Below are 14410 nucleotides of genomic sequence, written 5' to 3' on the forward strand. Positions count from 1 at the left end.
TCCTGTTAATGTAACATAACAACTACAGACTAATAGCTGAAATGGATCTAGCATCGGCAAGAGATGAATCAAGGGATAAACAAGACATGCTATTGAGAACTTTTATATCACATGCGACTTATCTGGGAATCATTTTTTCTTCTGCCAATCTATACGCTATCACTCTAGAAGAAGCGACCTATACGGCCATCAACAATAGCCCAACGGTTAGACAGGCGATTGCAAAATACCGAGAAGATGTGCAAAACACAGAGATATCAAGACACTCTGGTTTTTACCCAAGCATTGATCTTGCAGCAGGTACCGGTAAAGAACGAACCTATGCAGACTCAGGCATATCGGAAGACGTAACGCTAACAAGGCGCGAACTGTCTTTATCGCTAACTCAACCTTTGTTTGATGGTTTTGCCACCACTTATGACGTTAAACGTTTGAACAGCGAAGCTGAGTCGGATCGTTGGAGTGCCTTAGTAAGCGTTGAAAATACCGCACTAAGCGTCGCTCAGGTGTACGCCAATGTCTTACGCTATCGTGAGCTGGTTGCGTTAGCGGACCTCAATTTAGAAACCCACAATCGTATTTACAGCCAAATCAAACTAAAAAGCGACTCAGGCGTTGGCAGACAATCTGATTTAAGCCAAATTACTGCCCGTCTCGCAAAAGCGTATTCCAATCGATTAGCGGCCGTTAATAACCTGAGAGACGCGGAAAGTAACTACAAGAACACAGTCGGTGAATTGCCGCCAAAGGATATGATTTATCCGGTTCCTGATAAAACATTGCTGCCCAAAGATCTCAACGATGCCATTGAGCAATCTCTTGCTAAGAACCCATCAGTTGAAGGCTCTAAATGGGACATAAAAGCCACAGAGCATTTCAAGAAATCGGTTGAAGGCTCCAAATACCCAACGATCAACTTTGTGGTAGAGCGAACCTGGAATAAAAACATCGACGGCTCTGAAGGTCCAGATGAAGACCTGCAAGCCATGATTCGCCTCAACTACAATCTCTACAATGGTGGCAACTACAAACGCAACAAAGAAGTCGCCGTGCAACAGATTGCTCAAGCGTCTGAGATTCGTCGCCAAACACTTCGAGACACAGAATTAACCGTGCGCTTAGCGTGGGCAGCTTATGAAGCAACCACAGGCCAAAAAGAACACATAAAAGAATATGTTGTGGCGACCAAAGAGTCTCAAGTTGCCTATGAAAAACAATTCCGTCTAGGTCGACGCACTCTGCTTGATCTGCTCGACAGTGAAAATGAGTTGTTTGAAGCCCGCCAAGATTACGTTAATGCCGATTATGACGAACTGTTCTCTGAATTCCGCCTATTCAATGCAAAAGGCGACCTAATGACAGCATTCAGAATTTATCGTCCGCCATTACTTGGCTTCGAAGATCATTTTGACTCTGAGCCAGCGGCACTCAAAAACCAGTCCCCTAGCGAAGAGCTAAAGGCCGCCGAGTCATCGGTGCAGCCAAGTGAGTCGATACTAAAAAACACAGGACCTAAGCCTACCGCTCCGGCCAAAAAAGAAAACGAAAAGAGCCTCGAAGAGCAACTGTTCTTAGATTCCGATGAACAAAGTGGAGGTTGGCAATAAAACACCTTCTCCTCTTTATCTTGAGTGTCGTCAGTTCAGCGTTATACGCTGCTGACGACTTTTCTCTTTATGGGAAAAATTTCAATCCTCAATCGATAAAAGACGATGACCATGACGGAGTCATTAACTCTCGTGATGTCTGTCCGAATACGCCTCTTGGGGCTTTAGTGACATTACAAGGTTGCCCAGAAAAGAGTTCGTCTGTTTTTTCCATGGATATGCAGATTCTTTTTAAGCCAAATAAATCTGTGGTCAGCCCTCGCTTCTATGGAAAAATCCAGCAGCTTGCAAACTTCTTAATAGACAACCCAGAGACCAAAGTTCGCATTGAAGGGCATACAGATAATGCGGGCGAAGCCAAAATAAATCAGCAACTATCACAAGACAGAGCGAACGCCGTTAGCGAGATTCTTATTGATAAGTTTAGAATTGCGCCACGCCGCGTAACCGCCGTTGGGTATGGTAATCGCAAGCCAATTGCTAGCAACAGCACAGATGAAGGCAAAATGAAAAACCGACGAGTGGTCGCAGAAGTGTATTCCAATCAAAAGCGTAGTCTACAAAAATGGACCATATACAGCGTCGACCAAGACATAAAATAATCCTTTATGTTTGCCAGATAATGGGTGTTTTTCTCTTCTCAGTGCCCCCATATTTCTATAGCATCAACCCCTAACAACTGATGATAAGCGATACGTTCATTTTTTCACTCTACTCATCGCCGCAGGAAACGACACATGACAATTAAACTTGGTATTGTAATGGATCCAATCGGGACCATTAACTACAAGAAAGACACCTCTCTTGCTATGCTGTGGGCCGCCGCTGAAAAAGGCTGGCAACTCATCTATATGGAGCAAAAAGACTTGTTCCTAGAGAACGGCAAAGCCTTCGCTATGGCACGCTCTCTACAGGTCCATAAAAATCCAGAACACTTCTACGATTTAGGCGAAGAAAGCAAAATAGCCTTAGGCGACTTAAATGTTATCCTGATGCGCAAAGATCCACCGTTTGATGGTGAATTTGTCTATAGCACCATGATTCTAGAACAAGCCGAACGCGATGGCGCCATGGTCGTCAATGATCCAAAAAGCCTACGTGACTGCAACGAGAAACTGTTTGCGACACAGTTCCCTGAATGCTGTCCTCCAGTACTAGTCACACGCCGTGCCGACTTATTGAAAGCGTTTCATCAAGAACATGGTGACGTTATCTTTAAACCACTCGACGGCATGGGCGGCAGTTCCATCTTCCGCCTTAAAGCAGACGACGCCAACGTCAGTGTTATCATAGAAACACTCACCAACATGGGCGCCGAGCAAATCATGGCACAAAAGTTTATTCCTGAAATTAAACAGGGAGATAAACGAATCCTAGTGGTCAATGGCGAGCCGATTCCTTTCGCATTGGCACGCATCCCTGCTGCCGGTGAAACGCGCGGTAATCTAGCCGCTGGTGGCCGTGGTGAAGGCAGACCTCTTACTGACCGTGACCGTTGGATCTGCGATCAAGTGATCCCATCCTTGAAAGAAAAAGGGCTTATGTTCGTAGGCCTAGATGTGATCGGGGATTACCTAACTGAAATTAACGTCACCAGCCCGACTTGTGTACGTGAATTGGACACGCAGTTTGATCTAAACATCGCTAAAGTGCTGATGGATGCGATAGAAGCCCGCTTAGCGTCCTAAACACAATGCGAGTGGCGGATAGATTTACTTTTGCCCTCTTTATTGCCATTAGTGCTCATGTGCTAATGGCAGTATTTGTTGGCTTCGATTTTTCATTGCCCAGTCCAAGGCCAAAAACGCTAGAAATCACCCTAGTTCAACACTCTTCCAAAGCCCCTAAAGAAGCCGATTTTATTGCTCAGGCCAACCAACAAGCCAGTGGTACTGAACTGCGCAAGCATAAATTAACCACCACAGAAACGGCACGATTTTTATCGGATAACATTCAAGACATTACACCACCGGTACAACCGCAAATTGCCTCTAGCGAACCTGAAAACGATCAACCACTGTTAGCAACATCTCATTCTGAGGCGGTTTTTAAGGTACGAAAAGTTCCTGACCAGCAACAGAAAACCTTAGAAGAGCGCTTCAAAGGTGAAACACAAATTCCAGACCATCTGTCGGTCGATATTTCTACTCTCGAAGCGTTACTAGACAGACAGCGTCAAGCCTACGCCAAACGTCCCAGAATCCGCCGCCTTACATCGGTATCGGCTAAAGCCGCTGTGGATGCAAAATACCTTGATGATTGGCGTCGCCGTATAGAACGAATTGGCAATATTCATTACCCTGCCGAAGCGAAACGTAACCATCTATATGGTCAATTACGCTTAGCCGTGATGCTGCTTCCCAATGGGCACGTTGAGAATATTGACGTACTGCACTCATCAGGGATTCGAGTATTAGACGATGCCGCCATGAGAATCGTCAGGCTTGCTGCCCCTTTTGAGGTATTTCCTGAGGCCTTGAAAAAAGAAGTCGATCAATTAGAAATCATTCGAACTTGGCAATTCCTACCCGGCAATGAACTACACAGCCAATAGTCGACACCACCAAAAGAAACGGTCTGCAGAATGCAAAAAGCCCTCACTAGGAGGGCTTTTGATTATTACGAATAGGTCAATCAGCTAAACTGACCGTCTCCCATCGCAATACGAATTTTCTTCATCGCATTTTTTTCTAATTGACGAATACGTTCCGCTGAAACGCCGTATTCATCGGCTAGCTCATGCAATGTTGACTTGCTGTCAGACAACCAGCGTTGAACCAAAATATTGCGGCTACGCTCATCCAGATCAGACATCGCTTCTTCAAGACGGCTATTGGAGTCGGCTTCCCAGTTACCATTTTCTAATAAGGTCGCTGGGTTATGAGAATGATCTTCCAAATATTGAGAAGGCGCTTGGAAAGCACTGTCATCATCGTCATCTGCAGAAGCGTCAAACGCCATGTCTGAGGCACTCAAACGACCTTCCATCTGACGCACAACCGCAGGAGTCACCCCTAAATCGCTGGCAACAGACTCTACTTCTGAGTTACTAAACCAAGACAATGTCTTTTTAGCACTACGTAGATTAAAGAACATTTTGCGCTGGGCTTTTGTTGTCGCCACTTTCACAATACGCCAGTTCTTCAGGATAAATTCATGAATTTCAGCTTTGATCCAATGCACAGCAAAAGAAACTAGGCGAACACCCACTTCAGGATTAAAGCGTTTTACCGCTTTCATCAAACCCACATTACCTTCTTGGATCAAATCGCCTTGCGCCAAGCCATAACCTGAGTAACTTTTCGCGATATGCACCACGAATCTCAAGTGTGACATTACCAATGTTCGAGCGGCTTCAAGGTCTTCTTTATAATAAAGACGTTCCGCCAGCGCCCGTTCTTCATCGGCTGACAAAATTGGAATTCTGCTGACGGCCTGTACGTAAGATTCTAGGTTCTGACCTGGAATCATCATATCTGTAGGCTGGAGAGCTTTACCCATCTCTATTTCCACCTTTATAAGTTCATATTATCTATGAATCGATAGTAGCAAGTTAATTTCTGTTGTGTGTGGCACAAATGTGAATATAGCGTGTCGTTTGTGTTACCTACAAAAAACACGATCTGTGTCACTGTAATTCTATATGCGCAATATGACGATTAACTGCAATCCAAGCACCTAATACACCAATTAATGCGCTTATAGTTAAACATAAAACAATCTCATCTGCATTAAAAGTCTGTAGCTGAAAGCCACCGTGATACAGCTCAATCAAGCGTTCTGCTGGCGCACTAACCCACCAGCTAAGCAAGAGAATACAAAGGGTGGCAAAGAATCCGCCCAACACGCCAAACCAAAACCCCATATAGAGAAATGGTCGACGAATGTAGCTATCCGTTGCCCCAACAAGCTTCATCACTAGAACTTCATCGCGACGACTTTCAACCGCCATACGAATAGTATTTCCCACGATAAGCAGCACAGCCACCACCAGCAAAATCGATAATGCATACACAAAACGCTGCCCAAAACTCAGTATATTGGCAAGGCGCTGTAACCATTGTGCATCCAACTCCGCATATTCCACTTCATTTTGACCCGAAAGTTGATCACGTAGAGATTGGAGCTCTGCTAACGACTGTAAATTAACAACTTCCCTTGGCACTACCTTCAACACGATCGGTAACGGATTCTCCGGTAACGACGATAAAATCTGCTCATAGCCACTGGAACGCTCGAAGTAACGTAGCCCTTCTTCCTTCGAAACATACTCAACAGAAGCCACATCAGCGCGAGCCGACAGTCGATGAGATAACGCCAGCGCCTTGGTATCGTCTACTTGAGGAAATAAATACAGGGTAATAACAGATTGCTGTTCCCAGTTGTCCGTCACAGATTGCACGTTTTTTAACAGCACATACAAACCGCCAGGCAATGAGAGGGCGATGGCAATAACCATCACCGTCATAATGGTCGCGAGAGGGTAATTCACCAATCGCATGAAGCTTTCGGCCAACGTAGCTTGGTGCTGACGAAGGTATTGCCCAACATCAAAAGAAGGCCGTGTTGGCCAATTATGTTTCGTCGCCTTAACGGACTGTCGTGTGGCACCACGACGAGAAGGTTTTTGAGACATTAGCCAAAACCTCCATCGTTTACCATTCGACCCTGATTCAAGGTCAACACACGGTGACGCATACGCGCGACCAAAGCCAAGTCGTGACTCGCCACCAGTACGGTCACGCCCACATTATTGAATTCTTGAAACAGGTTCATAATTTCCGCAGACAAACGTGGGTCTAGGTTTCCTGTTGGCTCATCCGCTAACAGCAACTGAGGCTTATTGACCACAGCGCGAGCAATCCCCACACGCTGCTGCTCACCGCCAGACAGCGCCATTGGGTTGTATTTCTCTTTGCTCAATAATCCGACTTTATCCAACGCAGCCCGAACGCGTTTCGCCGTTTGCTCATGATCCGCCCCACTCACTTGCAGAGGCAGGGCCACATTATGAAAAACGCTGCGATCAAACAGCAGCTGATGGTTCTGAAAAACCACACCTACGCGGCGTCGGTGCTGAGGGATAGCACGACGACTTAAGGTGCGCAGATCCACCCCATCCACTAGGATTTGCCCTGATGTTTGTCGCTCAATCATCATCATGAGTTTCATTAAGGTACTTTTGCCAGCGCCAGAATGGCCGGTTAGAAACGCCATTTCACCTTGCTGCAAATGAAAACTCACTTGCGATAGGGCTTCTTGACCGCTGTCGTACTTCTTTCCAACTCGCTGAAATTCAATTTCCACGCTGTCTTGGTATCCTTATGTCATTAGCAAACACTGAGGGTCGTTTGAGTCTTTTCTCTATCCACAAGCAACCACTCTTACTCACTATCGAACAGAGCGTCAATAAATTCTTCCGCCACAAAAGGACGTAAGTCGTCCGCCTGCTCACCGACGCCAATATAACGAATCGGCAAACCAAATTGCTTAGCAATGGCGAAAATAATCCCGCCTTTTGCGGTACCGTCTAATTTGGTCAGTGTAATACCACTCACACCCACGGTTTCCGTGAACAACTTAGCTTGGTTTAATGCGTTTTGCCCGGTTCCTGCGTCTAGCACCAACATCACTTCGTGAGGCGCTTTAACATCAAGCTTCTGCATGACACGAACCACCTTTGACAGTTCGTTCATTAAATTGGTTTTGTTTTGCAGACGCCCTGCCGTATCCGCAATAACAATATCAACGCCTTTGGCTTTTGCCGATTCAATGGCATCATAAATAACCGACGCAGAATCCGCTCCCGTATGCTGAGCCACCACAGGGACATTGTTACGCTCGCCCCACACTTGTAACTGCTCAACGGCCGCCGCACGGAAGGTATCGCCTGCAGCCAGCATCACACTTTTGCCTTCTGCTTGATACTTCTTCGCTAACTTACCAATGGTCGTGGTTTTACCCACACCGTTCACACCAACCATCAGGATAACAAAAGGGCCTTCTTGATTGACTGGCACAAGCTCTTTCTGCGATCCCACTAGGATGCTTTGCATCTGTGCTTTCAAGCTGGCCAACAAATCATCTGCGTTTTTTAACTCTTTACGCTTCAGTTTGCCGGTCAACTCATCCATGAGTGACTGTGTCGCATCAAAACCAACATCCGCCATCAACAGTTGTGTTTCTAACTCTTCTAATAAGTCTTCATCGACTTTCTTACCGCCCGAAATAATCGAAGATAATCCGCTTCCTAGACCATTTCGAGTACGAGACAAACCTGATTTGATACGTTGCGACCAAGACAGAGTGGGCTTTTCAACGGGCTCTGCTGGGGCGGAAACCACAACGTCTGTTTCAGCCGGTTCTGCCTCAGAAACAGTCTTGGTCATTGTTTCCGTGGCGGTATCGTCGACCGGCTCAGTGCGCGCTTCATTTTCCGCAGTATCAGACTTCTGCGAGTTTTCTGCTGCTTCTTCAGCTTTCTGTTCTTCTATACCCTTATTCTTTGCAGCCTTAACATCTGCACCCAATCCTTTTACTACGCGGCGTTTAATAATAATCGCTAAAATGGCCAACGCAGTACCAATGACAATCGGCGCATATCGGGCATACTCACCAAGATACGGTGTTAATAAAGCAATGAGCTGGTTAACAAATTCCATCAAGTCGGTCTCTTATGTCTAGACTGGTGCTGTTTACACCAGTGAAATGCTATTATTCAATACAGCAGCCACTATGGTTGGCACTGAAAGCGGTGATTTTATCATCATTCCTATTGGCAAACAGGTCTAGTTTTGTGGAAAAGCCACACATCGCGCCTGTCTTTCTTACGGTTCGATATGTTTAACAGTAAAAAACCTCTTTTTAGCCGCCCTGCTTTGGCCGCCGTCATGGTGCTATCGACCCTGGTTATCTGGGTATTAAATTTAACCGCACCAGCGCCGCGTTTTCCAACCCCTAAAGTAGAAATCTGGAAAACCCAGTCAGGCATACCGGTCATTTGGCTGTCTCAGGAAAAATGGAAAAACACCAATAAATTAGAATTGCGCTTTACCTTTAAAAACACATCACAAAGTGCCCCTCTCACGGACGCCACGCTTTCATTATTGATGGCAGATTCACTGCCTCTGAGCACATCGACCATCAATCAGAGACTAGCACCCCTTGCGGCAAAAGTGAGCAGCGATTACGACCATGAAAATCAAACCATTGCGCTGACACTCAACAGTGAACCGGCCTACCTTATGCCGACACTGACATTGATGTCTCAATGGTTATCCGCCCCCGCATTTAAAGCACGGGCTTTTGATCACTGGAATAGACGATTCAATAACACATTGCCAACCCAACAAACGCTAGAGAACATATTGTTTGCCAACACAGCGGCGACCTCTTCGCCAGCGATTACACTCGCCGCAATCAAAAGCCACTACGCTCAACTCACCCAACAAGCTTCCGCTATTTTTGTCATTGGTGAAATGACCAAACAAACACAAGACGCCATCAAAGCAAGCCTAAATACGCTAAGCAAACATTTCTCCGTCGCCAGCCATACGCCAAAGGGTGCGCCAATTTCATGGCAGCAGCCAGCGCCCACCCCACAAGCAACACAAATCACACCACCGAAAGAAACTCAGAGCATGCTGGCGCTCACGCCGCTCTCATCAGTAAAACAGTGGCTTAGTTTACAGATCTGGGGCGCAGACCTGATTGATAGCTTGAGCAATCAAGGCACATTTGGTTATGTACGCCTTAATTTAACGCTCTCAGCCAAGCATCCATGGGCCTATTGGCGAGCACAACATACAGAACCATTGTTAGCGTCAAAACAGAAAACACCAGCGGCAAACGAAGTCAGTGCTCGTAGCATGATCGAGCTCGCTCGCATCCCCTCATTACAGGATAACGCACGCTTTAAAGCGCTACTAGATCAGTTAAAAAGTCAGCTTGCGCAACGCACATTAGACCCAAGCTGGTGGGCGTTACTTGCAACCAGTGCGACCCAAGAAGACAGCTCACTCACCTTGGCTCAATTTGCGAGCCACTACCAAGATGCCATCGATACGTTTAACCAAGACGACTATAAAGCGGCCCTTGAATCGCTGCTCATCACACCGTCTTATCAAGAGATTCAGGTCTACTAATGAAAAAGAAAATCAGTGTTCACTCATCCACAAAATCCAAAGAAAGAGCGTCAAAACTGCGTATCATTTCTGGTGAATGGCGTTCAAGACAGCTGCCTATCCCTAATATTGAAGGGCTGAGACCAACACCAGATAGAGTCCGAGAAACACTGTTTAATTGGATAAATTACGAAATACCAGGCGCACGCTGTGCCGATTTATTCTGTGGCTCTGGCGCACTGGGGTTAGAAGCCTTATCACGTGGGGCGAAGAGCGCCATTTTTGTCGACAATTCAAAAGTCGTCGCGCAACAAATGAACGACAACCTCACCACATTAAAAGCAGAGAATTATCAGGTAGTACAACAAAATGCCGCTGAGTTTTTGGCCACTGCGACACCCCAACCTCTCGACCTTATCTTTTTAGACCCGCCGTTTCGTAAAAACTGGTTAGCGCAAATCGTGCCTCTGCTTGAGAACGGTTGGCTCGCAGACACGGCATTGGTCTACATCGAAATGGAAAAAGAAGCCTCTCTGCCTAGCTTGCCAGCCTCTTGGACCTTACAGAAAGAAAAAACCGCAGGCCAACTGGTGTATCGATTGTTTGCAGTGAATCAAGCAAACCACTAAATCGACCTTAACAACGGGGGTTTGATCCATTCGCACAACCATGATCTGCCCCCATGTTTAGCACAAGCGAGCATTTCTCCTCACCTCTCTTGATGAGGTCTTCCGCAACCGCTAGACTGTGCTCCAAGATTCACACTGTCCGCTTGCTGTCTCAGCAAAGCGCGATGACTTTCACCAGGACACCTAAAGCCTATGCCGGACGCTATTCCAGTCGATTCTGTTGGTATCGTGGCGCCACATATTGCGCAGTTTGAGACACCTCTTACGCTCTCTTGTGGCCAAGATTTACCAGCCTATCAACTTGTTTATGAAACTTATGGAACTCTGAATTCCAATGCTTCTAATGCCATTCTGATTTGCCACGCACTCAGTGGTGATCACCATGCCGCAGGTTATCACGCCATGTCGGACAAGAAACCTGGTTGGTGGGACAGCGCTATTGGGCCAGGCAAAGCCATCGACACTGAGCGCTTTTTTGTCATCAGTTTAAACAATCTAGGCGGCTGTTCAGGCAGCACTGGTCCGACCAGCATCAACCCGGAAACCGGTGATATTTGGGGTGAAAATTTCCCTATTGTTACCGTGCAGGATTGGGTCGAAAGCCAAGCTCGCCTGGCGGACAGATTAGGCATTCAAACCTTTGCGGCCATCGTGGGTGGCAGTCTTGGCGGTATGCAGGTGCTCGAATGGAGCATTCGCTTTCCTACACGCTTAAAAGCAGCGGTGATCATCGCCTCAGCACCGAACCTATCGACCCAGAACATTGCGTTTAACGAAGTGGCGCGTCAGTCCATCCGACGTGACCCAGAGTTTCATGACGGACGCTATTTAAACAAGCAATCCGTGCCAACCAATGGCCTTGGATTGGCCCGCATGCTAGGGCACATTACCTACTTGTCCGATGACGCCATGGGCTCGAAGTTTGGCCGTCAGATGCGCCATGATAATTACCAATACAACTATGGCATCGAGTTCGAAGTAGAAAGCTACTTGCGTTATCAAGGCGAAGCCTTTACCAAACGCTTTGACGCCAACACCTATATGTTGATGACAAAGGCTCTGGATTATTTTGACCCTGCTGCCGAAACTGATGGTGACTTATCCGCGGTTCTGAGCCGTGCCCAATGCGAGTTTTTATTGGTCTCTTTCACCACCGACTGGCGTTTTGCCCCAGAGCGAAGCGAAGAAATAGTCAATGCCTTGGTAAAAGCAGGAAAGCATGTCTCTTACGCAAAAATAGAAGCCGCTGAAGGCCACGACGCTTTCTTGTTTCCTATACCTCGTTATATGACAACGCTAAACAGTTTTTTAACGCGCATCGGTAATCGAATCTTAAAGGAGGCTCAATAATGCGTTCTGATTTAGAAATGATCGATGAATGGATTCAGCCTAATTTACGTGTATTGGATTTGGCTTGCGGCCCAGGTGAACTTCTTCATCACTTGATGAACAACAAGCAAATCACTGGCTATGGCTTAGAAATTGGCCCAGAGGATCTCAATACCTGTATTGAAAAAGGCATTCCAGTTTTAGAGCAGAACATCGACGAAGGCCTACAAAACTTTGAAGATCATAGCTTTGATCTGGTCTTGATGACCCACGCTTTGCAGCAATTTCGTCGTCCAGATTTATTGATCGATGAAATGTTGCGCATTGGCAAAGAATGCATCATTACCTTCCCAAACTTTGGTCATTGGCGCAGCCGTCTGCATTTAGCACTCAAAGGTCGAATGCCCGTGTCCGATTTCTTACCTTATAATTGGTATGACACACCTAACATTCACTTTTTCACCTTCCAAGATTTTGAGCGCCTGTGCAACGAAAAAGGCATTAAGATTTTGCGCTGGGCAGCAGTCGATGGTCATCTACGAGATCATTGGTGGATTCGCACCATGCCTAACATGTTCAGCGAAACCGCCATTTTTCACATTACTCGTTAAGCCATTGTGCAACAGAGTATAAAAAGCAAACAGCACCATAAGGCGGCTATTTAGTCGCCTTTTTACATCACAATATCGCATTTACTGCAGAGGAAAAACGATGAGCCAGACCATCGTACTAGCCAGCAATAACGCTGGTAAAATCAAAGAATTCAACGCTTTATTGGGAGACCTAGGCTTTGATGTAAAACCACAGAACGAGTTTGGCGTACCAGAAGCGGATGAAACCGGTCTGACGTTCATCGAAAATGCCATTTTAAAAGCTCGCAATGCATGCGCGCATACCGGTCTACCGGCATTAGCCGATGACTCTGGTATTGAAGTCGATTTCTTAAACGGCGCACCCGGTATTTATTCTGCACGCTTCGCCGGAGAGCATGGAGACAACGACGCCAACAATGCGCTCTTGCTCGAGAAACTAGAGGGCGTTGCAGATCATGAACGTAGCGCTCGCTTTCATTGTGTACTGGCGTATTTGCGCCATAAAGACGACCCAACGCCTTTGGTGTTCCATGGGGTATGGGAAGGCCGTATTTTACCAACAACGGAAGGCCAAGAAGGCTTTGGCTATGACCCGCTATTTTATGTACCCGAATGCGGCTGCAGTGCGGCCAGCTTACCAAAAGAAGTGAAAAATCAAATAAGTCATCGCGCCCAAGCGCTAAAACAGCTGGTGGCCGCCTTCCAACAACGCAGTGCTTCTCTATGATAGACCTCACCGCCAGCTTGCCGCCGCTTAGCCTTTACATCCATTTGCCTTGGTGTGTTAAAAAATGCCCCTATTGCGACTTTAACTCACACCAAGCCGATCGTTTCGAAAAAGAGGGCAAGTTGCCCGAAGACGCTTATCTAGCGCAATTGTTGGCGGATTTAGACGCGGATTTGGCTTATGTAACAGGACGGCCGATTCAAACCGCCTTCATTGGTGGCGGTACGCCGAGCTTGATGAGCGAAGACTTTTACTACCGTTTAATGGATGCACTACGCGACAAGCTCACTTGGGTGGATAACGCAGAAATCACCATGGAAGCCAACCCAGGCACGTTTGAACAAGAGAAATTTCGTCACTTTCGTCAAGCAGGCATCAACCGATTGTCTATTGGCATCCAGAGCTTTCAGCCAACGCTGCTAACAACGCTAGGCAGAATCCACAACCGCGAAGAAGCCATCCACGCGGTGGAGAAATCTCGTCTTGCGGGCTTCGATAATATTAATATCGATTTGATGCACGGCCTGCCCGAGCAAAGCCTTGATATGGCACTGGACGATTTGGCCCTCGCCATTCAGCTCGATCCTGAGCATTTATCCTGGTATCAACTCACCATAGAGCCCAACACGGAATTTTATCGACGTCCGCCAACCTTGCCTGAAGACAATACGCTATGGGGAATTCAAGACGCAGGTCAGGCGCTGCTTGAAAAACACGGCTACGCACAATACGAGGTGTCCGCAAACGCCAAACACAATCGTCGAGCCGCGCATAACCTAAATTATTGGCGCTTTGGTGATTATCTTGGCATTGGCGCGGGGGCTCACGGTAAAGTGACTCTGCCTGATGGGCAAATCTTTCGCACTCGTAAAACTCGTCACCCAAACCATTACCTAAACACACTGCCCGAAGCATTAGTGATCAAAGAATCCATAGAGCAAGAAGATTTGCCATTGGAATTTATGATGAATCGCCTGCGCTTGTTTGAAACCTTCGATTTACAAGATTACCAGCGTTACACCTACCAAGCGCTACCAGACGCATTGCTAAAAGCGTGTAATACCGCGATTAAGAAAGGGTTTTTAGACGCTGAGCAGTGGTCGAATGGCAAAGTGCAAACCACAGAGAAGGGCAAATTATTCTTAAATGAGTTGCTTGAATTGTTTCTTTCTTAATGTCCTCTTTTTTGACAATGGTTTGACATCTAAACAAATAAATGTAAATCTTGCCGCCTATTTATAGGGTGGGAACCAACAGCGTCCCACTTTATTCTTGTTTTAGATAAACACGACATAGCGTGTTTATCTAAAACAACATCGTCTAAACAACATAATTAGCGCCATCGGACTATTTATCTGTGTCATCTAATTGTTATAAAAGACCTGATAGTGTCTTTACTACC

14 protein-coding genes are annotated in these 14410 nt (G+C 46.5%); 10 read left to right on the forward strand and 4 right to left on the reverse strand.

The window, feature by feature from the left end; translation table 11 throughout:
- Positions 1–86: 86 nt before the first annotated feature.
- The 4 genes from E0D71_RS04600 to E0D71_RS04615 all read left to right on the forward strand — a co-directional run bounded on the left by E0D71_RS04600 (position 87) and on the right by E0D71_RS04615 (position 4161).
- Positions 87–1607, forward strand: a complete 1521-nt coding sequence (locus E0D71_RS04600; protein ID WP_133002150.1) for a TolC family outer membrane protein — start codon at positions 87–89, stop codon at positions 1605–1607.
- A complete protein-coding gene (locus E0D71_RS04605) occupies positions 1598–2209 on the forward strand; it encodes an OmpA family protein (RefSeq protein WP_133002151.1) in 612 nt (203 codons plus the stop codon). Before E0D71_RS04600 ends, E0D71_RS04605 begins: the two co-directional genes overlap by 10 nt.
- A gap of 135 nt (positions 2210–2344) precedes the next feature.
- Entirely contained in the window at positions 2345–3295 is a 951-nt protein-coding gene (gshB, locus tag E0D71_RS04610) for a glutathione synthase (RefSeq protein WP_133002152.1), read from the forward strand.
- 5 nt (positions 3296–3300) lie between these two features.
- The gene (locus E0D71_RS04615; RefSeq protein WP_133002153.1) at positions 3301–4161 is read left to right on the forward strand and encodes an energy transducer TonB; all 861 of its coding nucleotides are present in this window, start codon (positions 3301–3303) and stop codon (positions 4159–4161) included.
- Between the two features lie 80 nt (positions 4162–4241).
- On the opposite strand, the gene rpoH is transcribed toward E0D71_RS04615, so the two are convergent.
- The 4 genes from rpoH to ftsY form a co-directional block, all read right to left on the reverse strand.
- A complete protein-coding gene (gene rpoH / locus E0D71_RS04620) occupies positions 4242–5108 on the reverse strand; it encodes an RNA polymerase sigma factor RpoH (RefSeq protein WP_133002154.1) in 867 nt (288 codons plus the stop codon).
- A gap of 127 nt (positions 5109–5235) precedes the next feature.
- The gene (gene ftsX, locus E0D71_RS04625) at positions 5236–6243 is read right to left on the reverse strand and encodes a permease-like cell division protein FtsX (RefSeq protein ID WP_133002155.1); all 1008 of its coding nucleotides are present in this window, start codon (positions 6241–6243) and stop codon (positions 5236–5238) included.
- The gene (ftsE, locus tag E0D71_RS04630) at positions 6243–6914 is read right to left on the reverse strand and encodes a cell division ATP-binding protein FtsE (protein WP_133002156.1); all 672 of its coding nucleotides are present in this window, start codon (positions 6912–6914) and stop codon (positions 6243–6245) included. Before ftsE ends, ftsX begins: the two co-directional genes overlap by 1 nt.
- A gap of 77 nt (positions 6915–6991) precedes the next feature.
- Positions 6992–8269 (reverse strand): signal recognition particle-docking protein FtsY, encoded by a 1278-nt coding sequence (gene ftsY / locus E0D71_RS04635; protein WP_133002746.1) that lies wholly within the window; start codon positions 8267–8269, stop codon positions 6992–6994.
- A gap of 177 nt (positions 8270–8446) precedes the next feature.
- Between ftsY and E0D71_RS04640 the strand changes: the two genes are divergently transcribed.
- The 6 genes from E0D71_RS04640 to hemW all read left to right on the forward strand — a co-directional run bounded on the left by E0D71_RS04640 (position 8447) and on the right by hemW (position 14183).
- Positions 8447–9751 (forward strand): insulinase family protein, encoded by a 1305-nt coding sequence (locus tag E0D71_RS04640; RefSeq protein WP_133002157.1) that lies wholly within the window; start codon positions 8447–8449, stop codon positions 9749–9751.
- Complete coding sequence (gene rsmD / locus E0D71_RS04645; RefSeq protein WP_133002158.1) at positions 9751–10359, forward strand: 16S rRNA (guanine(966)-N(2))-methyltransferase RsmD; 609 nt, start codon at positions 9751–9753, stop codon at positions 10357–10359. The genes E0D71_RS04640 and rsmD overlap by 1 nt, the downstream gene beginning before the upstream one ends.
- Before the next feature lie 192 nt (positions 10360–10551).
- Positions 10552–11709, forward strand: a complete 1158-nt coding sequence (locus E0D71_RS04650; RefSeq protein WP_133002159.1) for a homoserine O-acetyltransferase — start codon at positions 10552–10554, stop codon at positions 11707–11709.
- Positions 11709–12299 (forward strand): methionine biosynthesis protein MetW, encoded by a 591-nt coding sequence (gene metW / locus E0D71_RS04655; protein ID WP_133002160.1) that lies wholly within the window; start codon positions 11709–11711, stop codon positions 12297–12299. The genes E0D71_RS04650 and metW overlap by 1 nt, the downstream gene beginning before the upstream one ends.
- A gap of 100 nt (positions 12300–12399) precedes the next feature.
- Positions 12400–13008: an RdgB/HAM1 family non-canonical purine NTP pyrophosphatase gene (gene rdgB / locus E0D71_RS04660; protein WP_133002161.1), complete on the forward strand. Its 609-nt coding sequence runs from the start codon at positions 12400–12402 to the stop codon at positions 13006–13008.
- Entirely contained in the window at positions 13005–14183 is a 1179-nt protein-coding gene (gene hemW, locus E0D71_RS04665; protein WP_133002162.1) for a radical SAM family heme chaperone HemW, read from the forward strand. Before rdgB ends, hemW begins: the two co-directional genes overlap by 4 nt.
- Positions 14184–14410: the final 227 nt, after the last annotated feature.

This window comes from Marinomonas sp. KMM3893 (assembly GCF_004352855.1).
GTDB classification, from domain to species: Bacteria; Pseudomonadota; Gammaproteobacteria; order Pseudomonadales; family Marinomonadaceae; genus Marinomonas; species Marinomonas arenicola.